This is a genomic window from Pantoea sp. X-Soil-YNGN-775, from assembly GCF_059730575.1.
Genome location: NZ_AP035945.1, coordinates 2,244,565 through 2,265,818, shown reverse-complemented (window position 1 = coordinate 2,265,818; position 21,254 = coordinate 2,244,565). Strand labels below are relative to the sequence as shown.

Annotated in this window: 21 protein-coding genes; 13 read left to right on the top strand and 8 right to left on the bottom strand. The window is 57.0% G+C overall.

What is annotated here, in order from left to right; all coding sequences use genetic code 11:
• Positions 1 to 37: 37 nt before the first annotated feature.
• The 3 genes from AC6I8I_RS10715 (at position 38) to AC6I8I_RS10705 (ending at position 2,616) form a co-directional block, all read left to right on the top strand.
• The gene (locus AC6I8I_RS10715) at positions 38 to 1,381 is read left to right on the top strand and encodes an MFS transporter (RefSeq protein WP_312055754.1); all 1,344 of its coding nucleotides are present in this window, start codon (positions 38 to 40) and stop codon (positions 1,379 to 1,381) included.
• Positions 1,382 to 1,541: 160 nt separating this feature from the next.
• Entirely contained in the window at positions 1,542 to 1,757 is a 216-nt protein-coding gene (locus AC6I8I_RS10710; RefSeq protein WP_497820225.1) for a DUF1272 domain-containing protein, read from the top strand.
• 211 nt (positions 1,758 to 1,968) lie between these two features.
• Positions 1,969 to 2,616: a metallophosphoesterase gene (locus AC6I8I_RS10705; protein WP_312757214.1), complete on the top strand. Its 648-nt coding sequence runs from the start codon at positions 1,969 to 1,971 to the stop codon at positions 2,614 to 2,616.
• A gap of 1 nt (position 2,617) precedes the next feature.
• Here the strand turns inward: AC6I8I_RS10705 and rsmF are convergent, their stop codons facing one another.
• From rsmF to yebS, 3 genes are all read right to left on the bottom strand, one after another.
• Positions 2,618 to 4,084, bottom strand: coding sequence for a 16S rRNA (cytosine(1407)-C(5))-methyltransferase RsmF (gene rsmF, locus AC6I8I_RS10700; RefSeq protein ID WP_497827820.1), 1,467 nt, complete (start codon positions 4,082 to 4,084; stop codon positions 2,618 to 2,620).
• A 219-nt stretch (positions 4,085 to 4,303) separates the two neighbouring features.
• Positions 4,304 to 6,937 carry a PqiB family protein gene (locus tag AC6I8I_RS10695; RefSeq protein WP_312055758.1) on the bottom strand — a complete coding sequence of 878 codons (2,634 nt, stop codon included), beginning with the start codon at positions 6,935 to 6,937 and terminating at the stop codon, positions 4,304 to 4,306.
• Positions 6,906 to 8,150, bottom strand: a complete 1,245-nt coding sequence (yebS, locus tag AC6I8I_RS10690) for a membrane integrity lipid transport subunit YebS (protein ID WP_312055759.1) — start codon at positions 8,148 to 8,150, stop codon at positions 6,906 to 6,908. The genes AC6I8I_RS10695 and yebS overlap by 32 nt, the downstream gene beginning before the upstream one ends.
• 213 nt (positions 8,151 to 8,363) lie before the next feature.
• Between yebS and AC6I8I_RS10685 the strand changes: the two genes are divergently transcribed.
• The 4 genes from AC6I8I_RS10685 to htpX all read left to right on the top strand — a co-directional run bounded on the left by AC6I8I_RS10685 (position 8,364) and on the right by htpX (position 12,848).
• Complete coding sequence (locus AC6I8I_RS10685; RefSeq protein WP_031377464.1) at positions 8,364 to 8,864, top strand: GAF domain-containing protein; 501 nt, start codon at positions 8,364 to 8,366, stop codon at positions 8,862 to 8,864.
• Positions 8,865 to 8,960: 96 nt separating this feature from the next.
• Positions 8,961 to 9,662 carry an RNA chaperone ProQ gene (gene proQ / locus AC6I8I_RS10680; protein ID WP_312055760.1) on the top strand — a complete coding sequence of 234 codons (702 nt, stop codon included), beginning with the start codon at positions 8,961 to 8,963 and terminating at the stop codon, positions 9,660 to 9,662.
• Between the two features lie 19 nt (positions 9,663 to 9,681).
• The gene (gene prc, locus AC6I8I_RS10675) at positions 9,682 to 11,721 is read left to right on the top strand and encodes a carboxy terminal-processing peptidase (RefSeq protein ID WP_497827819.1); all 2,040 of its coding nucleotides are present in this window, start codon (positions 9,682 to 9,684) and stop codon (positions 11,719 to 11,721) included.
• Positions 11,722 to 11,966: 245 nt separating this feature from the next.
• A complete protein-coding gene (gene htpX / locus AC6I8I_RS10670) occupies positions 11,967 to 12,848 on the top strand; it encodes a protease HtpX (protein ID WP_031374643.1) in 882 nt (293 codons plus the stop codon).
• Between the two features lie 54 nt (positions 12,849 to 12,902).
• On the opposite strand, the gene AC6I8I_RS10665 is transcribed toward htpX, so the two are convergent.
• The gene (locus AC6I8I_RS10665) at positions 12,903 to 14,279 is read right to left on the bottom strand and encodes an MFS transporter (protein ID WP_312757205.1); all 1,377 of its coding nucleotides are present in this window, start codon (positions 14,277 to 14,279) and stop codon (positions 12,903 to 12,905) included.
• A gap of 348 nt (positions 14,280 to 14,627) precedes the next feature.
• Here AC6I8I_RS10665 and kdgR point away from each other — a divergent pair, with 348 nt between their 5' ends.
• Positions 14,628 to 15,419 (top strand): DNA-binding transcriptional regulator KdgR, encoded by a 792-nt coding sequence (gene kdgR, locus AC6I8I_RS10660; RefSeq protein WP_031374641.1) that lies wholly within the window; start codon positions 14,628 to 14,630, stop codon positions 15,417 to 15,419.
• A 34-nt stretch (positions 15,420 to 15,453) separates the two neighbouring features.
• On the opposite strand, the gene AC6I8I_RS10655 is transcribed toward kdgR, so the two are convergent.
• Positions 15,454 to 15,690: a YobH family protein gene (locus AC6I8I_RS10655; protein WP_069728558.1), complete on the bottom strand. Its 237-nt coding sequence runs from the start codon at positions 15,688 to 15,690 to the stop codon at positions 15,454 to 15,456.
• Positions 15,691 to 15,902: 212 nt separating this feature from the next.
• On the opposite strand from AC6I8I_RS10655, the gene AC6I8I_RS10650 reads away from it, so the two are divergent.
• The 5 genes from AC6I8I_RS10650 to rlmA all read left to right on the top strand — a co-directional run bounded on the left by AC6I8I_RS10650 (position 15,903) and on the right by rlmA (position 19,038).
• Positions 15,903 to 16,175, top strand: coding sequence for a YebO family protein (locus AC6I8I_RS10650; RefSeq protein WP_312055763.1), 273 nt, complete (start codon positions 15,903 to 15,905; stop codon positions 16,173 to 16,175).
• A gap of 18 nt (positions 16,176 to 16,193) precedes the next feature.
• A complete protein-coding gene (locus AC6I8I_RS10645; RefSeq protein ID WP_497827818.1) occupies positions 16,194 to 17,198 on the top strand; it encodes an MBL fold metallo-hydrolase in 1,005 nt (334 codons plus the stop codon).
• A 527-nt stretch (positions 17,199 to 17,725) separates the two neighbouring features.
• Positions 17,726 to 17,800, top strand: coding sequence for a DUF2627 domain-containing protein (locus AC6I8I_RS10640; protein WP_143811575.1), 75 nt, complete (start codon positions 17,726 to 17,728; stop codon positions 17,798 to 17,800).
• 81 nt (positions 17,801 to 17,881) lie between these two features.
• Entirely contained in the window at positions 17,882 to 18,091 is a 210-nt protein-coding gene (gene cspE / locus AC6I8I_RS10635) for a transcription antiterminator/RNA stability regulator CspE (RefSeq protein WP_003852684.1), read from the top strand.
• 137 nt (positions 18,092 to 18,228) lie between these two features.
• Positions 18,229 to 19,038, top strand: a complete 810-nt coding sequence (rlmA, locus tag AC6I8I_RS10630; protein WP_497820222.1) for a 23S rRNA (guanine(745)-N(1))-methyltransferase — start codon at positions 18,229 to 18,231, stop codon at positions 19,036 to 19,038.
• On the opposite strand, the gene AC6I8I_RS10625 is transcribed toward rlmA, so the two are convergent.
• The 3 genes from AC6I8I_RS10625 to AC6I8I_RS10615 all read right to left on the bottom strand — a co-directional run bounded on the left by AC6I8I_RS10625 (position 19,035) and on the right by AC6I8I_RS10615 (position 21,252).
• On the bottom strand, positions 19,035 to 19,493 hold the full coding sequence (locus AC6I8I_RS10625; RefSeq protein WP_497827817.1) for a DUF986 family protein: 459 nt from the start codon (positions 19,491 to 19,493) through the stop codon (positions 19,035 to 19,037). The genes rlmA and AC6I8I_RS10625 overlap by 4 nt on opposite strands.
• A 97-nt stretch (positions 19,494 to 19,590) precedes the next feature.
• Positions 19,591 to 20,436 carry a PTS mannose transporter subunit IID gene (locus AC6I8I_RS10620; RefSeq protein WP_031374635.1) on the bottom strand — a complete coding sequence of 282 codons (846 nt, stop codon included), beginning with the start codon at positions 20,434 to 20,436 and terminating at the stop codon, positions 19,591 to 19,593.
• Positions 20,437 to 20,451: 15 nt separating this feature from the next.
• On the bottom strand, positions 20,452 to 21,252 hold the full coding sequence (locus AC6I8I_RS10615; protein WP_094120018.1) for a PTS mannose/fructose/sorbose transporter subunit IIC: 801 nt from the start codon (positions 21,250 to 21,252) through the stop codon (positions 20,452 to 20,454).
• Positions 21,253 to 21,254: the final 2 nt, after the last annotated feature.

The following is a 21,254-nucleotide window of genomic DNA, read 5'->3' as shown; positions in this document are numbered from 1 at the left end:
CTGGCCTGAAACCTGCCAGATGTAGACAGGGAGTCGTATGCGTAAAATATTCAGTACTTTTCTGCCGCTGTACACCACCACACTGCTGATGCTGCTGGGGTCGGGCTTGTTAACCACCTATGTTTCGCTGCGGCTGGCCAGCGAGCAGGTCAATGGCGCGCTGATCGGCGCGATTATTGCCGCGAACTACATCGGCCTGGTGATTGGTGGCAAAGTCGGGCACAACCTGATTGCCCGGGTCGGCCATATCCGCGCCTACGTCGCCTGTGCCGGGATTATCACCGCCTCGGTGATTGGCCACGGCCTGACCGATTTCATTCCACTGTGGGTTTTTCTGCGCCTGATTATCGGGCTGTGCATGATGTGTCAGTACATGGTGCTGGAGAGCTGGCTCAACGATCAGGCGGAGTCGTCGCAGCGCGGGGTGATTTTTGGCTTCTATATGGTCGCGACCTACCTGGGCCTGAGCGGCGGGCAGGTGGTGCTCAGCCTGCAAAGTGGTTTTGACGTCAGCACACTGCTGATCGTGGCGCTCTGCTTCGCCCTTTGCCTGGTGCCGATTGCACTTACCACCCGCACCCATGTGCAGCCGATGTCGCCAGCACCAATGGAGCTGAGTTACTTCATTCGCACCATTCCGAAGCTGCTCGGCACCACGCTGGTGACCGGGATGGTGATTGGGGCATTTTATGGCCTGGCGCCGGTCTACGGCAGCAGCAAAGGCTTTACTACCAGCCAGACCGGCTACTTTATGAGTCTGACTATCTTTGCCGGGCTGGTGTCGCAGTTTCCGCTTAGCTGGCTGTCGGACCGTTACGATCGCCAGCGGTTGTTGTTCATTATGGCGCTGCTGTTTGCCGTGGCCTGCGTGCCGCTGGTGCTGCTGCCGCACCTGACGTTTAACTGGATGATTGGCATCGCCTTTGTTGCCAGCATGATGCAGTTCTCGCTCTATCCGCTGCAGGTGGCGCTGGCAAACGATCAGGTGGCTCCTGAACGGAGGGTGTCGTTAACTGCCTGTCTGCTGATGGCGTTTGGCATTGGGGCCAGTATCGGACCGCTGGTGGTCGGGGCGCTGATACAGCCGCTGGGCAGTAATATGCTCTATCTGTTCTTTACCCTCTGCGCACTGATGATTGCCGGCCTGAGCTACGTTAAAGCACCGGGGCCGTTGCCGACCACCGAAGTGCCGTTGCCGCACGTGGTGATGCCGGACAGCCTTGCCACGTCACCGCTGGGTGCTGCGTTGATTCCCACCCTGGAAGAAGAGGTGATTCAGGCATCGATGGGCAGCGGCGAGCCGGAGCCGGAGCCGGATGATTTGCATCCAGACGAGGATCAGCAGCAACCGGACGCGGCGGAACACCGGTCGACCCATTAACGCGGGCGGCGGGCGCGATGGCGCTCGCCGCTGCATTAACTTGCACATGCGCTGCCATAACAACCTGGCCGGATCTGGCAGTTTCTTGTCTGATTGACGTCTCGACAATCCGGCCCGCTCAGGCGAAGCTGGAGCACACCTTTTCTTCAGGACTGCCGCCATGTTAGAACTTCGCCCCAACTGTGAGCACTGCGATACTGATTTACCGCCGGCCTCAACCGAAGCACGCATCTGTTCATTTGAGTGCACCTTTTGCGCTGACTGCGCAGAGCAGCATTTTCAGCATCTTTGCCCGAACTGTGGCGGCGAGCTGGTGCGGCGGCCGATCCGGCCGGCAGAAAAGCTGATTAACTATCCGGCGAAAGGTCGCGCCTGACGGGCGTGCGGCAAAAGCACCGCGCGGGCGTGGGCGCAACCCTCATAAACAGAGGCGGCCGGAACAGGCGTATCATGCCGGCCAGCGGGTGCGACGATCAGCGCCAGGCGACGGCCGATGCGCGCTATTCGCCTGTTCCGCCGCCAGGAGTGAGCACGCTACCATCCGATCTATACTTCAGCTACTGCCTCAACACGCTGAAGGTCACACCATGCACTATCACTATCTCAACGGTGAAAACTGGGAGCGGATCTGGATTGTCGGGGATCTGCACGGCTGTCGTCGCGAACTCGATGCGCTGTTACTGCAGCACCAGTTCAATCCGCAGCAGGATTTACTGATATCAACCGGCGATTTAATCGATCGCGGCCCTGACAGTCCCGGTTGCCTGGCGCTGATGGATGAGCCGTGGTTCCGCTGCGTGCGTGGCAATCATGAAGAGATGGCGCTGGCGGCGTTACAGGGTCACGAAATGGATCTCTGGCAGATGAACGGGGGAGAGTGGTTCTGGCAGCTGCGCGGTGCCGCGCTGATCAGCGCCCGGCATGCGCTGCAACGCTGCCGGGAACTGCCGCTGATTCTGCATCTGCAACTCGACCAGCAAATTATCGTGGTGGCGCATGCCGATTATCCGGCAGACGGCTATAGCTGGGAAAAATCGCTTAACTGGCAGGATGTGGTGTGGAGCCGCCGCCGACTGCAGGCGATTCAGTCGGGGCAGCACAGTGCGATCCACGGCGCAGACGCGTTCTATTTTGGTCATACGCCACTCCAGCAGCCGCTGGAGGTGGAGAACCTGCATTATATTGATACCGGCGCGGTGTTTGGTAATCACCTGACGCTGCGGCAGCTGCAGTGACTCAGCGGAACAGGCGACCGTCACGCACCAGTTCGCGCGGATAACTGTTTTTGATCCGGCTGCCGACCTTCTTCGCCAGCCCCAGCGGCTGCTGTTGATAAGTGACAATCATCTCATCACGCGTCGGAGCCGCTTCAGGATAGATATCCCGGCCGCGATACCACTCTTCCGCCTCGGCGGCGCTGAGCTCAAACACCTGTTCCGGGGTTGGCCGGGCCAGCGCGATCACCGCTTCATGCTGCCAGCGATAGCCTTTGGCAAAGGTCTCAGCCAGTTTCAGGCCAATCCGTGAGAAGCGCACTTTGCCTAACAGCGGCGTGACGGCGGCCGGAAACAGCCAGATCTCTTTATCGCGCTGCCACAGTTCCAGTGAGTCATCCCAGGTCAGTGAGACCGCCGCCGCCGCTTGCCTGATTTCGCCTTCCAGCTTGCGGCTCAGGTGTGAGAACGGCAGCTTGCCGACCTTGTACGTCGGGGCCGGCAGCGGTTCAACCGACGCCGTTTTACGCAGCCGTGCAACAAAGAAGCCTTCACTGTCGAACAGCTGCGGGAAGACGTGCAGATAACCTTCTGGCGTTGCGGCCTGATCGGCACCGTCAAATAACCGATCGAGCGGCTCCACTTCTGCCGCGCCGGGATAGCGTTGCAGCAGCCAGTCAATCACCTGCTGATTTTCGATCTGATTCAGGGTGCAGGTCGAATAGACCAGCGTTCCGCCGGGCTTTAGCGCGTGAAAGGCACTGTCAATCAGGTCGCGCTGGGTGGCGGCGATCGCTGCGGTAGTTGCCAGCGACCAGTTTTTCAGGGCATCGGCATCTTTACGGATCACCCCTTCGCCTGAACAGGGTGCATCCAGCAGGATCGCATCGAACTGCTCCGGCAGCGCCGGGCCGAATACCCTGGCATCAAAGTGGGTCAGGGCGCTGTTACTGACGCTGCAGCGGCTGATATTGGCATGCAGCACTTTGACCCGGCTGGCGGAAAACTCGTTAGCCAGGATGATCCCGTGGTTATTCATCCGGGCCGCAATCTGGGTGGTTTTAGAACCTGGTGCAGCGGCCATGTCCATCACCGCTGTCACCTCAGACTGCGCGTCAAACAGCGCAGTCACCGGCAGCATCGAGCTGGCTTCCTGAATGTAAAACAGGCCGCTCAGGTGCTCAGCGACGCTGCCGAGCGGCAGGCTCTCATCTTCCCGGCTGATCCAGAATCCTTCGACACACCACGGCACCGGCGTCAGTTGCCAGCCATACTGCGCAGTCTGAGCGAGGAAATCGGCCACGCTGATTTTCAGCGTGTTGACGCGCAGGCTGCGGCGCAGCGGTTGCTGACTGACGGTGATAAATGCTTCGAGGCTGGCCTCATCCGGCAGGGCCTGGCGCATCAGGGCAAGAAAATCAGCGGGGAAAAGCAGAGAGGAGTCTGACACAGGTACATTCCAGTTAAGGCAAAGGCGGCAGTGTATCATGCAGAAAGCAAACGGGCAGCCTGGCTGCCTGCTTCAACCCGTGGGTACGGATAAAGCGATGGGCGCATGCGGCTGTAGCAAAGCACCGCGGGCCATGGATGGCCCGCGCTGAGCTGTCAGGGATGACGCTTTTTGCGTCTTTGCGTAAGCCGCATGTGCCCTGAGCGAGCAGGTTAGAACCTTCGCCAGCGGGCAGTCTGGCTGCCCGCTGGCATTAACTTAGCGCGGAGACGGGATCGCCGTGCCCCAGTTGCGCCACTCTTTCGGCGGTTCATCCTGCAGCAGGAAATGTTTATCCGGATTGGCCTGCGGCGCCAGCGGCACGGTTGGCGGGGTCGCAAACTGAATGCCACCGCGAATAAACTGCTGGAAGGTCCCGGTTTTTACCACGCCGCCAATCAGGCCAAAGTCGAGGTTGTAGCCTGATGCCAGCCAGAACACCGAATTGTTACGCACCAGATGCTGATATTTTTTACTGATGCGCAGCGCAATCTGCACCCGGTCGGCCATATTACCCAGCGAGGTGCCGGTGACGGTACCGACTTCAACCCCACGGAACAGCACCGGCGTACCCAGCGACAGCGAACCGGCTTCGGCGGCATCAACGTAGATATTCAGGCCGTTCAGGTAGCGTGAATCGGTAATGGTGCTCTCCTGCAGTTCAAAGATGCGCGCCGCGCGTCCCTTGCCGGGATCGACGTTGACGTAAGGCTGCAACAGGGTTTCAAGGTGATTCACCCCGGTGGCGGAGATTTCCGGTGACACCACCGAGAAACGGCTGCCGAGACGGGCGAAATCCTCTACGTATTCCGGATAGAGCACCGCTTTCGCCACCACCTGATTGTTATCGCTGCTTAACGACAGCGATTCGACCTGGCCGACGTTAATCCCCAGATAGCGGATTGGCATCCCGGCTGACAGTTTGCTGGCGTCGTAGGTATGCAGCGTGATCTGGCTACCCACGGCGCGAGCGGCGGTTTCCGACGGATAGAGAATGCGCTTATCGCCTTTGGCCGACAGTGCGCCGCTCATGTTGTCGAAGCTGATAGCGCCTTTCAGCGCGCGGTTGAGCGGGGAAGCCTGCACCGTCAGGCCGCTGCCGTTAAGCTGAACCCGTGCGCCGCCTTCGGCCCAGAACACGCTTTCGCTGGTCAGCAATTTGCGGTATTCCGGCTGGATATGCACTGCAATATCAAACGCATCGGCGCGTGGCGTGACTTTAACGATCTCCCCGACCTGATATTTCCGGTAGAGCACGATGGAGCCGGCCTGCACATCCGGCAGGCTGGTAGCGGTCAGGGTGAGGGTGGTTGACGGTGCATCGCCAACAATTCCTTCTTCCGCTTTTTCCGCGTCGGCAAATAGCGGATAGCTGTTTTTCGGCTGGCCTTTTTTGCCCGGTTCAAGGCGAATGCCGCCATCCACCCACTCGCGGGCGCTGGCCCCGAGCACCTGCATGCCATCCAGACCGAACTTCACGTCAAGGCGGCTGTTGACAATAAACTTGCTGTCGCCGTGCACCAGTTCGCGGTGTTCCGGGTTAACCGCCACCACAAAGTTGACGCCATTTTCATCCAGCGAACGCGACATCACCTGACCAATCTGCATGCCGTGCAGCATCAGCGGCTGGCCCTGATCGATGCCATAGCTCTCAGGCGCGCTGAGCTTCACCGTCAGCACGTTGGGTTTCTGCAGCAGAGTTTCACTGGATGCCAGCACGGTGAAGTGCTGCTGCGGCGGGCCTTCGCCAGGCACCAGTTCAAGGGTATTGCCGGTCAGCAGCGCGCTGAGGCTGGTATCGGTCAGGCTGATTTTCGGGCTGCGCATCTCAATGCGGGTACCGCTGCGCATCAGACCGACCACCGACGGATCGATCGTCAGCTCGCCGGTCACCTTGCCGCCGTCCTGCAAATTAAGTTTGGTCAGGGTGCCGACTTCCAGCCCCTGATACATCAGCGGCGTACTGCCCGCTTTAAGGTTTTTACCGTCTGGCAGATCAAGCGTAATCTGCACGCCTCGCTGGCTGTGCGCCAGATCGGGATAGAGCCGGTAATTCTGCTCGGCTTTAGCCGGTTCGCCCTCTTCGGGCGAGTCAAACGCCACTGCGCCGTTGACCAGCGCGGCAAGGCTCTCAAGCTGGACTTTGGCCCCGCTCAGGCTGACATCGGCATTCACTCCCGACACGTTCCAGAAACGGCTGTTGGTTTTCACCAGGTTGGTAAAGCGACGGTCGATCAGCACATCAATCGCTACGCCATCGTTTTTGTTATTGATGCTGTAGTCATAGACCCGACCGACCGGGATTTTGCGATAGTAGACCAGCGATCCGGTGCTCAGCGACCCTAAATCAGGCGCATAGAGATGGATCAACAGTTCCCCGGTGTTGACCCGATATTTGGGTTGGGTATCCAGCGCGGTAAAGGCCTCGCTCGGTTTACCTTTACCGGGCATCATGCCGATGTAGTTACCGCCGACCAGCGCATCCAGCCCCGAAACGCCCGCCAGTGAGGCTTTAGGCGTCACCAGCCAGAACTGGGTATCTTCCCGCAGCGCATCACGCATATCGCTCTTGATGCTGGCTTTGATCTGAATGCTGCGATAATCATCGCTCAGATTGATGCCCTGCACGGTGCCCACTTCCACGCCCTGGTAGCGGATCGGTGTGCGGCCCGGCACAATGCCATCCGCCGTCTGGAAATTGATGGTGATGGTGGTGCCGCGCTCCTGGTAATTGGTCCACAACAGCCAGCAGGCGATCAGCATCGCAATGATCGGCAGCAGCCAGAAGGGCGAGATTTTGCGCTTGTTGCGCAGCGTGGCGTTAGTCGGTGTAGTCGGCGTTTCCTGTTGCATGTGCATCCCAGAGCAGGCGGCTGTCCAGCCACTCAACAGACATAATGGTCAGGATCACGGCGGCGCCAAAAAACAGCGCTGCCGGTCCCATGGTAAAAGCCAGCAGCTGATCACGGTTGACCAGCGACATGGTTAACGAAATGACAAACAGATCGAGCATTGACCAGCGGCCCACCCAGTTCACCACCCGCAACAGGCGGATGCGGGTTTTCAGTCCCTGTTCGCAGCGGAAATGGATGCTTAACAGCAGCGTCAGCATCACCAGCACTTTGGTAAACGGCACCAGAATACTGGCGATAAACACGATGGCGGCGATGGGAATATTGCCGGAACCCAGCGAGACGATGCCGGAAAAAATAGTGTCTTCGCGCCGCGACCCGTTGAGATAGACGATGGAAATCGGCATCAGATTAGCCGGGATCAGCAGCACGATTGAAGCGATCAGCGCCGCCCAGGATTTTTGCAGGCTGTGACGGCGACGGAAGTCGAGCGGGGTGTGACAGCGCGGGCAGCGGCCTCGCGCATCCGGTACGCCGGTGTTGTGGCAGTTCAGGCAGACCTGCAGGTCGTCACGCGCCACATTGCCGGGGCTTTGCGGATAGAAATGATCCCACAGCTGCTCCATATTGAGATGGATCAGCGTCAGCACGCTCAGCACCGTCAGCGCAATATAGGCCACCAGCCCGTAGCCGAGTTCCAGCGAGGCGTAGTCCTGCACTTTAATCGAGGCGACGGCAATGCCGATCAGGTAGATATCCAGCATCACCCACTCTTTGAGCTTCTCCAGCATCAACAGCACCGGACGTAAGTTCATCCCCAACCGATGGCCAATGCCGAGATAGCAGATGCCGGCGACCAGGGTAACCGGTGCGCCAATGGTGCAAAACGCCACCATCGAAGCGGTCAGCACATCGCCCTGCTGGGTCATCTGAATCACGCCTTCCAGCACGCTGGCATTAATGCGCATACCGAGCAGCCGGATATCGACCAGCGGCAGGGAAAACGCAAACGGCATTAACACCATCATGGTGGCGGCCATCGCCATCAATCGGGTCATCGGCCAGTCGCGGCCGCTGAGAATTTGTGCGTTGCAGCGCGGGCAATGAGCCGACTGGTGCGATTTCACATCCGGTAAGGAAAAAAGGGTATCGCATTGCGGGCAACGCTGATAACGTGCGTGAGGCAATGTCTGGCTGATAGCGTGAATTTTCATAGGGTGATGCAATATTCGCTCATCGTAAGTAACACATATCGGTCGTTAAGACAGCGCCTGTGTGCCTGTCTCGGGCATCACGCTTCGATCCACAGAATGCTAAGGGTATAGTAACTAACGCTATGATTCACCTTGTGGCTCTGGATATTTAGTGCTTATTTTTAACAAGCGGTGAAATAACCCCGCTCAGATGTCATTGGTAACGGTTAAATAATGAACAAAACTGCCTTTTACGCCGATTTGAATCGCGATATGCGCGCCTTACTGGCGGGAGAAACGGCGTTCCTCGCCGCAATGGGTAACTTTAGCGCGCTGTTGTATGAACGTCTCGAAGGCGTGAACTGGGCAGGTTTTTACCTGCTGACGGAAGCAGATACGCTGGTGCTGGGCCCGTTCCAGGGCAAAATCGCCTGCGTGCGCATTCCGGTGGGTAAAGGCGTGTGCGGCACCGCGCTGGCAGAAGATAAAGTGCAACGCGTTGATGATGTGCATGCTTTCCCCGGTCACATCGCCTGCGACGCAGCCAGTAATGCTGAGATTGTGATTCCTCTGAAAGTGAATGGCACTGTGGTTGGGGTGCTGGACATCGACAGCGTAGAGTACAATCGCTTTGACAGCGACGACGAATCGGGGCTGGTCACACTTACTGATGGGCTTTGTGAAGTGCTTGCGAACAGCGACTTAGAAAAATATCTGCAGCTGACGCGCAGCTAATCGACTGGATCACATGGCATTTAGCGATGTTGTCATTATAATGTCGCCTGTTCATGCCTGCGCTGGTCGGCAAACCCGTTGTAATCAGGAAATTTCATGGAAAATCAACCTAAGTTGAATAGCAGTAAAGAAGTCATCAGCTTTCTGGCGGAGCGCTTTCCGCACTGCTTTAGCGCTGAAGGTGAAGCGCGTCCGCTCAAGATCGGTATCTTTCAGGATCTGGTCGAGCGTGTTCAGGGCGAAATGAATCTGAGCAAAACGCAGCTGCGTTCTGCCTTACGCCTCTATACATCAAGCTGGCGTTATCTGTACGGCATCAAAGCCGGTGCGACCCGTGTCGATCTCGACGGTAACGCCTGTGGCGTGCTGGACGAGCAGCACGTCGAGCACGCACGCAAGCAACTGGAAGACGCCAAAGCGCGTGTTCAGGCGCAGCGTGATCAGCAACGTGCCGCCCGTCGTGAAGCAGGCGAAAGCGAAGAGGGCGCGGCACCGCGTCGTCCACGCAAGCCGGCTGCGCGTAAACCTGCTGAAGGCGATGCCGCGCGTAAACCGCGTCCGCAGGCCGCAGCAGAACGCCCGACCGCCTCACAGCACCGCAAACCGGCCCCACGCCCGGAGCAGCAAGCCCGACCCATCACTGATACCTCAACTTTGCAGCCCGGCCAGAGTATTAAAGTTAAAGCAGGCAAAAGTGCGATGGACGCTACCGTTCTTGAAGTATCAAAAGACGGCGTTCGGGTCCAGCTCGCTTCCGGCATGGCAATGATTGTGCGCGCAGAACACTTGCAGTTCTGAAACGGAGGCTGACCCCGGCATGAACACCCTTTTTAAAATTGGACTTATTACGGGCCTGCTGTTGTCAGGCCCTTCCTTTGGCGCGGAGAACATTACCCGCGCCGACCAGATTCCGCAGCTCCACGAAGATCCGCAGGACCCGACGGTCAGCGAGCGTGTCACTTCGCGTTTTACCCGTTCCCACTATCGCCAGTTCGATCTGAATCAGGACTTTTCAGCGAAAATTTTTGATCGCTACCTGAACATGCTCGATTACAGCCATAACGTGCTGCTGGCCTCAGATGTGGCGCAGTTTGCCAGCAAAAAGACCCTTGTCGGCGATGAGCTGCGCAGCGGTAAGCTGGACCTGTTTTACGATCTCTACAATCTGGCGCAGAAACGCCGTTTTGAGCGCTATCAGTATGCGCTGACGGTGCTGGATCGTCCGATGAATTTTACCGGCAATGACACTATCGACATTGACCGGGCCAAAGCCCCATGGCCGAAAGATCAGTCTGAGCTGAATGCGCTGTGGGATGCCAAGGTAAAATATGATCAGCTGAGCCTGAAACTGGCCGGCAAAGATGAGAAAGAGATCCGCGAAGTGCTGACCAAGCGCTACAACTTCGCGATCCGTCGTCTGGCACAGAGTAACAGCGAAGATGTGTTCCAGCTGGCGATGAACGCGTTTGCGCACGAAATCGATCCGCACACCAACTACCTGTCGCCGCGCAACACTGAACAGTTCAACACCGAAATGAGCCTGTCGCTGGAAGGTATCGGGGCAGTGCTGCAGATGGATGACGACTACACCGTGATCAATTCGATGGTGGCAGGCGGTCCGGCAGCGAAAAGTAAAGCCATTACCGTTGGCGATCGCATCGTCGGCGTTGGTCAGCCAGGCAAGCCAATGGAAGATGTGATTGGCTGGCGTCTGGATGACGTGGTGGCAAAAATCAAAGGGCCGAAAGGCAGCAAAGTCCGACTTGAAGTATTGCCGGCCGGTAAAGGAACCAAAACCCGCACCGTAACGCTGACGCGTGAGAAGATCCGTCTGGAAGATCGGGCGGTCAAAATGAGCGTCAGAAATGTCGGCAAACAAAAAGTGGGCGTACTGGATATTCCGGGCTTCTATGTTGGCCTGACCGATGACGTCAAAGTGCAGCTGCAGAAACTGCAAAAGCAGAACGTGGATAGCGTGGTGATCGATCTGCGTACCAACGGCGGCGGCGCGCTGACTGAAGCGGTGTCACTCTCCGGGCTGTTTATTCCGAGTGGCCCGGTGGTGCAGGTGCGTGACAACAATGGTCGGGTGCGTCAGGACAGCGATAACGATGGCGTGGTCTACTACAAAGGCCCGCTGGTGGTGCTGGTCGATCGCTTCAGTGCCTCCGCTTCTGAGATTTTCGCCGCAGCGATGCAGGATTACGGTCGCGCAGTGATTGTCGGTGAGCCGACCTTTGGTAAAGGCACCGTGCAGCAGTATCGTTCTCTGAACCGTATCTACGATCAGATGCTGCGTCCGGAATGGCCAGCGTTGGGGTCGGTACAGTACACCATTCAGAAGTTCTATCGCATCAACGGCGGCAGTACCCAGCGTAAAGGCGTCACGCCAGATCTGCTGATGCCAACCGGCGTCGAAGCGGCTGAAACCGGTGAGAAGTTCGAAGACAATGCGCTGCCGTGGGACAGCATCAATGCGGCGACCTACGTCAAATCCGGTGATGTGAAACCGCTGGTGCCGCAGCTGACCCGTCAGCATGCCGATCGCATTGCGCAGGACCGCGAGTTCCAGTACATCATGAAGGACATTGCCCGTTTCAATGCCCTGAAGGATAAGCGCAACATCGTGTCGCTCAATCTGGCTCAGCGTGAGAAAGAGAACCACGAAGATGATGCGTCGCGTCTGGAGCGGATCAATGCCCGCTATCAGGCCGAAGGCAAAAAACCGCTGAAGAACCTGGATGAGCTGCCGAAAGATTATAAAGAACCGGATCCGTATCTTGATGAGACGGTGAAGATTGCTAACGATCTGGCGCAACTCGACAAGTCTCAGCCGGACACGCCAGCGGCTAAATAGGTCGCCGACGCGATGAAAAAGCACCGTTCAGCGGTGCTTTTTTTTTGCCAGCAAAGCGCCGGCGGTGAGCATTGATAAGCGGCGATAAACCTGCAGGCAGGTCGGGCAGGCCAGCGGGCGTGGCAAAATGTAAAGTTATGTCTTTTTAGGCACTTAAACGTTAAGGTCGCTTGAAAACCCGCACAATGCTCATAGGATATGTATCCGCGCATAAGCGCGTGAACCACTGAGGAAGATTAACAAATATGATGCGTATTGCTCTTTTCCTGATGACCAACCTGGCTGTGATGTTGGTATTCGGGCTGATTCTCAGCCTGACAGGGATCCAGTCAAGCAGTGTTCAGGGCCTGATGATCATGGCGGGTCTGTTTGGCTTCGGCGGTGCGTTTGTTTCACTGCTGATGTCGAAGTGGATGGCACTGCGCTCGGTTGGCGGTGAAGTGATTGAACAGCCACGTAATGAAACGGAGCGCTGGCTGGTGGATACCATTGGACGTCAGGCGCAGCAGGCCGGGATTGCGATGCCGCAGGTTGCGATCTATCACGCACCCGACATCAACGCCTTTGCGACCGGTGCCCGGCGTGATGCCTCGCTGGTGGCCGTTTCAACCGGCTTACTGCAGAACATGAGTCGTGACGAAGCGGAAGCGGTACTGGCACACGAAGTGTCGCACATCGCCAACGGCGACATGATTACCATGACGCTGATTCAGGGTATCGTGAACACCTTCGTGATCTTTGTTTCACGCATTCTGGCACAAATTGCGGCGGGCTTTATGTCCGGCAACCGTGATGGCGAAGAGAGCAGCAACGGCAATCCGCTGGTCTATTTTGCGGTGTCGATGGTGCTGGAACTGGTGTTTGGTATTCTTGCCAGCATCATCACCATGTGGTTTTCACGTCATCGCGAATTCCATGCCGACGCAGGCTCTGCGAAGCTGGTAGGCCGTGAGAAGATGATTGCGGCGTTACAGCGGCTGAAAACCAGCTACGAACCGCAGGAACCGAGCAGCATGATGGCGTTCTGTATTAACGGTAAAGGCAAGTCGTTCAGCGAGCTGTTTATGTCGCACCCGCCGTTAGACAAACGTATTGAAGCGCTGCGCAGCGGTCAGTATCTGAAGTAAGCGAGATAACAGCAGAAAGGCGACCTGTGTGGTCGCCTTTTTTTATGGCTGCGATCAGGCTGTGGCGCGGCTCTGGGTCATGCGGGACAGGCTGACAATCGCTGCCACCGTCGAGAAGCCACCCGCCAGCAGCAGTGAGGCGTGGGTGCCGCTCTGGTCAAACAGATTGAACATCAGCGCCACCAGCGCCGCGCCGACGCTCTGGCCCAGCAGACGGGCGGTGCCGAGCATGCCACTGGCACCGCCGCTGCGGTGACGCGGTGCAGAGGTGATGATGGTGTGATTATTCGGTGACTGGAACAGGCCAAAGCCGGCGCCGCACAGCATCATCCGCCAGATAATATCGCCATCGCCCGGCTGGGCCGGCAACAGCGCCAATAGAAACAGCCCGGCAGCAAACATCGCCAGACCAATACCGCCCAGCAGCCCGGCATGGACCCGCTCAATTAACCGGCCGGCAATCGGCGCGAATACCATGGTCGCCAGCGGCCAGGGCGTCAGCAGCAAGCCGGTGGTGACCTCATCACGGCCCAGCACGTTCTGCAGGAAGAATGGCAGCGACACCATCGCCAGCATCTGCGCGCAGAACGAGCAGACCGAGGTGCCCATCGACAGGCTGAAAATCGGAATGCGCAGCAGATCCACCGGCAGCAGCGGCACCGCCATATTCAGCTGACGGCGAATAAAGAACCAGCCGACCACCAGCAACGCCAGCAACTCTGCCAGCACCAGCCAGCCATTCTGACCCTGAGCAAAACCGCTCAGGGCGGAAATCAGCAGACCAAAAAACAGTGCATTCATGATGGCGCTGGGAATATCGAACCTCTGGGCGGTCGCTTTTTGCGGGTTGTCCGGCAGGGTTCTCAGCGCCAGCCATAGCGCAATCGCCCCGAGAGGGACGTTGATCAGGAACAGCCATTTCCAGCTGGCCACCGACAGAATCGCCGCCGCTACCGTCGGTCCAGCCGCGGTTGATACCGCCACAATCAGCGAGTTGATCGCCATACCCCGGCCAAGGTAACGCTGCGGATAGATAATGCGTATCAGCGCCGTATTAACGCTCATCAGCGCCGCGCCGCCAAAGCCCTGTAACACCCGGGCGAAGGTCAGCATGTTAAGTGAGGTGGAGAGGGCGCAAAACAGCGAGGTGGCGATAAACAGCGCCAGGCCAGCCTGATACACCCGACGATAACCCAGCATATCGCCAAGAAACGACAGCGACAGCAGCGAGACGATAATAGCAATCTGGTAGGCGTTAACGATCCACACTGACTCTGCCGGGCTGGCATTCAGTTCACGTGCAATGGTCGGCAGCGCCACGTTGGCAATTGCGCCATCCAGCACCGCCATGGTGATGCCGAGAGCGATAGTCAGAATGGCCCGGTAGCGCTGGGCGACCGGCAGTCCGTCCTGCGGAGAAGTGAGTGACATGGTGTATTTACTAAAGAGGGTGAATATCATCATGCTAATGAAATTGTCGCCAAAAAGCAGCGCAGGCGACGACAAAAAGTTGTCTTAAAATATGTCTTAGCCCGGTCGATGACCGCAACAGCCTGCGCTGGCTGCGCCCGGAAGTGGCGCATCGCTGGCGTTGCCATAGACGTGGCGGATTACCCGCCGCCTGAGCTGGCGCGCAGGATTCGCGTCAGGCGCTGTTCCGGTCACGGTTCAGCGGGATAAACCGCCCAGGGCGACGTAAAGCATTGCCGCCGCCGTCAGCCTCGCTCTATACTGACAGTCCGTTCCATTTTTTTTGAAACAGGTTTAACAAGGTGCGCGATGTCCTCTGCTGAAAATGACAAACAGCCCGATTCAGTCTCCTCGGTCCTTAAAGTGTTCGGTATTTTGCAGGCACTGGGCGAAGAGCGCGACCACGGTATTACCGAGCTCGCGCAACGCGTGATGATGTCAAAAAGTACCGTTTACCGCTTTTTGCAAACCATGAAGTCGCTGGGTTACGTGACCCAGGAAGGGGAGAGTGAGAAGTACTCGCTGACCCTGAAACTGTTTGAGCTGGGTGCAAAAGCGTTGCAGAACGTCGATCTGATCCGCAGCGCGGATGTGCAGATGCGCGAGTTATCGCGTCTGACCAAAGAGACGATTCACCTCGGCGCGCTGGAAGAGGACAGCATTGTCTACATCCATAAAATCGATTCGCTGTATAACCTGCGCATGTATTCCCGCATCGGGCGGCGTAACCCGCTGCACACCACCGCGATTGGTAAAGTGCTGCTCGCCTGGCGCGATCGCCAGGAAGTGAAAGAGATCCTGCGGGACGTTGAATTTAAGCGCAGCACCGCCAATACGCTGGTCAGCGCGGAGGCGCTGCTGGAGGCGCTGGATCAGGTTAAAATTCAGGGTTACGGCGAAGATAACGAAGAGCAGGAAGAGGGATTACGCTGCATCGCGGTGCCGGTATTTGACCGCTTTGGTGTGGTCATCGCCGGACTGAGCATCTCATTCCCGACCATTCGATTCTCGGAAGACGCCCGTCAGGATTATGTGGCGATGCTGCATCGCGCAGCCCGAACCCTGTCAGCGGAAATGGGCTTTCATCACTACGAATTCTGAAAACAGCGGGCCACTGCGCCCGCTGAATGAGAATTTAATTATCGATCACTTCTCCGCTCTTCTTCAGTAACGGACAATCGGTCACCCCGACCACGCCACTGTCAGTATGCAGGTATTGTGCGCTGATAAGGCCACGTGCGGTAAGGTAACTGCATTGCAGACCCAGCCCTGCGGCATTTTTAGTGCTGCCGGTTAACACGCCGTAGCCGGTAAAAAGCATTGCCAGCCAGATCACTGCCAGTAACCCAATCGCCCGAATAAACAGTTTCATTTTGTCTCCTTGTGACAGATAACGCAGCGCTCCACGTATTGCTGCTGGCCATGATTGTACCAGCATGCCTCGCTTTTCCCGCGGGATCGATCAGAGATAACTGAAACGGTAAATTCTGCATTGATGCTAACCCCATTATCTTTTGCCAGGGCTAAGGGTAGAATGAGCGGTTACAGCGTTTGGGACATTCCACTAAGGTTTATGAGGCAGTTATGAATGAGTTAGCCGCAAATTCGGGACCACTGGTCAGCTATGGTCTGCTGGTGATTATTTTGATTGTGGCCTTTATTGTCTGGTTCTTTGTAAACCGGGCCAGCGTGCGGGCCGGTGAACAGATTCAGTTACTCGAATCGCTGCTGGAAGAGCAGAAAAAACAGACTATTCTGTTACGTCGTCTGGTTGAGGCGCAGCCTGGCGCGGAAACCAAAAAGAGCGATGAAGATCAGGACAAACGTGATTTTATCCGCCTGATACCGGAACGTTAATCCCCGCATGGAGGCTGGATGGCCTGGAAAAACCCGTGGTACGACAGCAGTAAAACGCATCACACGCCTGAAGGCTTCCGCAATCCTGAACCCGATCTCCGTCAGCCGGGCGATCTGCAACGCTGGCGGCGCGAGCGTAAAGCGCAGGGGCTGCCATTACCGCCCCGGGAAGGTTATGCAGCCTTTACCGCGCAGTGGTGGCAGCCGGCCGATCTGAGCGGCAGCGATGACCGCGTCTGGTGGCTGGGACATGCTGCTCTGCTACTGCGGCTTAACCAGCGCTATATTCTGATCGATCCGGCCTTATCTTCACGGGCATCGCCGTTGCCGTTTGCCGGCCCGCAGCGTAAAACCCCGGCTCCGCTGACTATCCGCGATCTGCCGCGGCTCGATCTGGTGCTGGTATCGCACAACCATTACGACCATCTTGACAGGCCGACGGTAAAGCAGATTGTCCGCCACTTTCCCGAGGCGAGGTTTATTGTCCCGCTCGGTCTGGCCAGCTGGTTCACCCGTCAGGGTGTCGCCAGGGTGGAGCAACTGGACTGGTGGCAGTCGCTCCGGCTCGACGATCTCTGTATCGATGCGGTGCCGGCACGTCACTGGAGCATGCGCTCTCCGCGCGATCGAAACCGTTCACTGTGGTGCGGCTGGGTGGTGCGATCGCCCAGGCTGCGCTTCTGGTTTTCGGGCGATAGTGGCTTCAGCGAGAATTTACGCGAGGTGGTGACCCGGCTCGGCCCGTTCAATCTCGCCGCCTTACCGATTGGGGCCTGGGCACCCAAATGGTTTATGGCCAGTCAGCATATGGACCCGGATCAGGCGGTAGAATTATGGCGTGAGGCAGGCAGGCCGCTGACGGTACCGATCCACTGGGGGGTGTTCGAACTGGCGGATGAATCGCTGGACGCGCCGCCGGCCGAACTTGAGCAGGCGCTACAGCGGGCAGGGGAGGATAACCTCCGGTTTACGGCCTGGCGAATAGGGGAAAGTCGGGGGCTGGATAATACAGACCAGGAATAATCCTAAAGCGAGTGGAATGATTTAAATCAGACTCTGTTTTATCTGACATCAATTTTTCAGTTCAAAAGCAAAATTCTTAATAAGCAAATTCCTAACCGCTGCTTTTATTTGGAGCAACCCTGAGCTATTGCTCCTGTTTTTGGTGCAAAGTGCTTTTATTTTTGTACTTAATAAAGTGTGTTGTACAGGATTGGCGCTGCGTTAATCATCTCTATACGCTTGCCGCTTCGTTTATTCTTTTCGCTTTTGCCATATTTGTGAAATATTAATTTCTTATGTCATCCATTGACTTAATGGTGGCGAAGCACAGTGATGCCGGTGGCTAGGCCCGCCATCGCGCGGTGCGGAATAGCGAAACGCTTTATTTCAGCGGGCAGAAATAGGCGACTTGTGAACCAAACGGAACATTCATTGTGAGCACTCTGGCAATTGTGCGCAAAGCTTCTCTTTACGTTTAAAAATGGCTTGCCATTATTTTGAGGATATGTGATAACAATTCGTGGGTTAAACGAGGTACAGTTCTGTTTATGCATGGCATCTTCAGTAAAGAAGTTACGAGTAAAGACGTTGACGTTGAATACCGCTTCCTTGCCGAACCTTAATTAGTGCCTCATTCAGTAACGTCTCTGGTTTCTCTGTAGGTCAGCCTTCGGGCTAAATAAACATTCAAAGGAATTTGCAAAATGGCAAAGATTAAAGGTCAGGTTAAGTGGTTCAACGAGTCTAAAGGTTTTGGCTTCATTACTCCTGCTGACGGTAGCAAAGATGTGTTCGTACACTTCTCCGCTATCCAGGGCAATGGTTTCAAAACCCTGGCCGAAGGCCAAAGCGTTGAGTTCGAAATTCAGGACGGCCAGAAAGGCCCGGCTGCAGTAAACGTTACTGCAATCTGATTCGACTCCGACTCGGTGCTCTGCACCTCGACACGGAATCTTAAAGCCCTGGCTAATTAGCCGGGGCTTTCTTTATGCTTCCGATGCGCAAACGTTAAGGGTACACTGCGCCGCGTTACCTGCTGCCGGAGCCCCTCATGTCGTTGATCTGCCCCCTTTGCCATACTCCTCTCGTCCTGACTGCACGCAGCTGGCGCTGCGAAAATCGTCATCAGTTTGATCAGGCGAAAGAGGGCTACGTCAATTTGCTGCCCGTTCAGCATAAACGCTCACGGGAGCCGGGTGACAGCGCGGAGATGATGCAGGCACGGCGCGAATTCCTCGAGGCGGGCTACTATCAGCCGCTGCGCGATCGGGTAGTCAGCCTGCTGGACGCGGCGCTCTCCCGGCCGGGCAGCCAGATTCTTGATATTGGCTGTGGCGAAGGCTACTACACGGCGGCGCTGGCCGCAGCCAACAGCGAGACGGGACAGGTTTATGGTCTGGACGTTGCCAGAATGGCGATCCGGCTGGCGGCGAAGCGCTACGCTGAGGTGCTGTTCTGCGTTGCCTCCAGCCAGCGTTTACCCTTTGCCAGCCAGTCGCTGGATGCAATAGTGCGGATTTACGCACCCTGTAATGAAGCGGAGCTGGCGCGGGTACTCAAGCCCGGCGGCATCGTGCTCACCGTGACGCCCGGTCCGCACCATCTGCAGCAGTTTAAGGCACTGATCTACCGTGAGGTGCAGTTACACGCAGCGGAGCAAAAAACCTATCCCGAATTTCACCAGATTGCCCGGCATTCGCTGCGTTACCCGATGGCACTGACCGGGGCCGCGGCCGTCACGCTGTTACAGATGACCCCTTTTGCCTGGCGGGCGCGTGACGAAGTCTGGCAAACCCTGCAGCAGAGCGAACTGTTCAACTGCGACGCCGATTTTACCCTGACGCTGTGGCAGCGCGACTAACGCGCCTCCACCAGGGTGTTATAGATGCGTTCCAGATCGTCAAGCTGCTGCACCGCGATTAACAGCCGGCGCTGTTCAAGCTGAATCACCAGAATGCCATCTTCCGAGAGGTTCATCCCCTGGATCCGCCGGTAATCGATCCAGATGCCGGCATAAAACAAGCCGTTGTTTTTCATCAGCAGCTTTGGCCGACGCAACCAGAAGAGCCAGAAGGCGAGAAAACTCAACACCATCAGCAGCGAGGTAGTGAGCTGCGGGCCATGATGGGTGACGTTATTCCACAGCAGAATCAGCAGCAGGCCGATGAAAATCAGGCTGTCGATTTTATGCCGCCGCTGCAGTGTCACCCGCAAACGGGTCGGCCCATGACGACGCGGCAGAATCGCCTCATCGTAAATCGCAAACAGCAGCAGGGCGGCAATACAGCCTGCTATCAACATGTCGGTCAATGACATGGAACCTCCTCAAACAGGGTGAGATCAGCCCGTCAGGGCTCAGCTCACCACGCTCAGCACAAAAAAGTCGGGAGCCTGTGCTCCCGACCTCAGAGTATTACAGTCCGAGCAGACCAATCCAGTAACCGAAGATACCGATGGCGAAGAAGCCAACGATGATCCACAGCGCATTGACCTTACGGCGCAGCAGCCACATACAGGCGAAGGTCAGTAGCAGCGGGACCACACCCGGCATCAGCTGATCGAGAATCGACTGTACTGTGGTAACGGTGGTTTTGCCGGTTGAATCGGTAATGCGCGACACCACCAGCGGGATGTTGACGTGGGTCCACTTGTTGACCAGCGCCCCCATGACAAACAGGCCCAGTATTGAGGCGCCCTCCGTCAGTTTTTGCAGGAAGCCGCCGCCCATATCGCTAACGATATCGATTCCTTTGCGATAGCCATACGCCACACCGTAGTAACGGGTCAGCAGACGCGCCAGGTTAAACAGCACGAAGAACAGCAGCGGACCCAGCAGGCTGCCGCTCATGGCGATGCCAGCACCCAGTGCGGCAAACACCGGACGAACCGTGCCCCAGAAAATCGGGTCACCGACACCGGCCAGCGGGCCCATTAAACCGACTTTAATGCCGTTAATCGCACCATCATCAATCGCTGCACCGTTGGCACGCTGCTCTTCCATCGCCATGGTGACGCCCAGTACCGGCGCTGCCACATAAGGGTGGGTGTTGAAGAACTCGAGGTGACGCTTGATCGCCTGTTTGCGTTCGTCATTGTTCTCCGGATAGAGACGGCGGATCACCGGCACCATTGAGAAACAGAAACCCAGCGCCTGCATACGTTCAAAGTTCCACGATCCCTGAAACAGGTTGGAGCGCATAAAGACAGCACGTACGTCGCCCGGCGTTAGTTTCTTTTCGACTTTGGTAATATCAACCATGTTCTCACCTGTTCCTTAATCGAGTTCGTTATCGAGATCGTTAGCGCTGGCAGGACCTGCAGGCGCACCCGCGACCCGGTTATATTTCGGACTGAGCTGGATGTAGAGCACCGCCATTACCACACCGATCACGCCGAGCGCGACCAGGTTGAAGTCGGTGAAGGCAGCGGTGACGAAGCCCAGATAGAAGAACGGCATCAGGTAGCCTGCGCGCATCATATTGATGACCATCGCATAACCGACTACCACGATCATGCCGCCGGCGATGTTGAGGCCGTTGGTGACCACATCCGGAATCGAACTGAGTAAGGCGTGAACCGCACTGGTGCCGACCGAAATCGCCACAATCAGCGCCGGAATGGCGATACGCATCGCCTGTAGCAGCAGGGCAGAGACGTGAATCCAGGAGATCGCGGTCAGGTTGCCTTTCTCGGCCGCTTTATCGGCCGCGTGCTGAAACGCCACGGTGATAGTACGAACGATAATGGTCAGCACCTGACCGGCTGCCGCCAGCGGAATCGCCAGCGCAATACCGGCACCGACGCTTTGACCGCCCGCGATGACCAGAATGGTTGAGATGATTGAAGCCAGCGCCGCATCCGGGGCGACAGCCGCACCGATGTTCATCCAGCCCAGTGCGATCATCTCCAGCGTACCGCCGATGATAATCCCGGTTTTCATATCACCCAGCACCGCACCAATCAGGGTACAGGCGACCAGCGGGCGGTGAAACTGGAACTCATCCAGGATCGACCCCATACCGGCAATACAGGCGACAATAAAGATCAAAATGATTTGTAGCGAGGTTATTTCCATCA

Coding starts and splice junctions, on each gene's coding strand:
- AC6I8I_RS10715 (WP_312055754.1), top strand. CDS start 38: ATGCGTAAAATATTCAGTACTTTTCTGCCGCTGTACACCACCACACTG.
- AC6I8I_RS10710 (WP_497820225.1), top strand. CDS start 1,542: ATGTTAGAACTTCGCCCCAACTGTGAGCACTGCGATACTGATTTACCG.
- AC6I8I_RS10705 (WP_312757214.1), top strand. CDS start 1,969: ATGCACTATCACTATCTCAACGGTGAAAACTGGGAGCGGATCTGGATT.
- rsmF (WP_497827820.1), bottom strand. CDS start 4,084: ATGATACACTGCCGCCTTTGCCTTAACTGGAATGTACCTGTGTCAGAC.
- AC6I8I_RS10695 (WP_312055758.1), bottom strand. CDS start 6,937: ATGCAACAGGAAACGCCGACTACACCGACTAACGCCACGCTGCGCAAC.
- yebS (WP_312055759.1), bottom strand. CDS start 8,150: ATGAAAATTCACGCTATCAGCCAGACATTGCCTCACGCACGTTATCAG.
- AC6I8I_RS10685 (WP_031377464.1), top strand. CDS start 8,364: ATGAACAAAACTGCCTTTTACGCCGATTTGAATCGCGATATGCGCGCC.
- proQ (WP_312055760.1), top strand. CDS start 8,961: ATGGAAAATCAACCTAAGTTGAATAGCAGTAAAGAAGTCATCAGCTTT.
- prc (WP_497827819.1), top strand. CDS start 9,682: ATGAACACCCTTTTTAAAATTGGACTTATTACGGGCCTGCTGTTGTCA.
- htpX (WP_031374643.1), top strand. CDS start 11,967: ATGATGCGTATTGCTCTTTTCCTGATGACCAACCTGGCTGTGATGTTG.
- AC6I8I_RS10665 (WP_312757205.1), bottom strand. CDS start 14,279: ATGTCACTCACTTCTCCGCAGGACGGACTGCCGGTCGCCCAGCGCTAC.
- kdgR (WP_031374641.1), top strand. CDS start 14,628: ATGTCCTCTGCTGAAAATGACAAACAGCCCGATTCAGTCTCCTCGGTC.
- AC6I8I_RS10655 (WP_069728558.1), bottom strand. CDS start 15,690: ATGAAACTGTTTATTCGGGCGATTGGGTTACTGGCAGTGATCTGGCTG.
- AC6I8I_RS10650 (WP_312055763.1), top strand. CDS start 15,903: ATGAATGAGTTAGCCGCAAATTCGGGACCACTGGTCAGCTATGGTCTG.
- AC6I8I_RS10645 (WP_497827818.1), top strand. CDS start 16,194: ATGGCCTGGAAAAACCCGTGGTACGACAGCAGTAAAACGCATCACACG.
- cspE (WP_003852684.1), top strand. CDS start 17,882: ATGGCAAAGATTAAAGGTCAGGTTAAGTGGTTCAACGAGTCTAAAGGT.
- rlmA (WP_497820222.1), top strand. CDS start 18,229: ATGTCGTTGATCTGCCCCCTTTGCCATACTCCTCTCGTCCTGACTGCA.
- AC6I8I_RS10625 (WP_497827817.1), bottom strand. CDS start 19,493: ATGTCATTGACCGACATGTTGATAGCAGGCTGTATTGCCGCCCTGCTG.
- AC6I8I_RS10620 (WP_031374635.1), bottom strand. CDS start 20,436: ATGGTTGATATTACCAAAGTCGAAAAGAAACTAACGCCGGGCGACGTA.
- AC6I8I_RS10615 (WP_094120018.1), bottom strand. CDS start 21,252: ATGGAAATAACCTCGCTACAAATCATTTTGATCTTTATTGTCGCCTGT.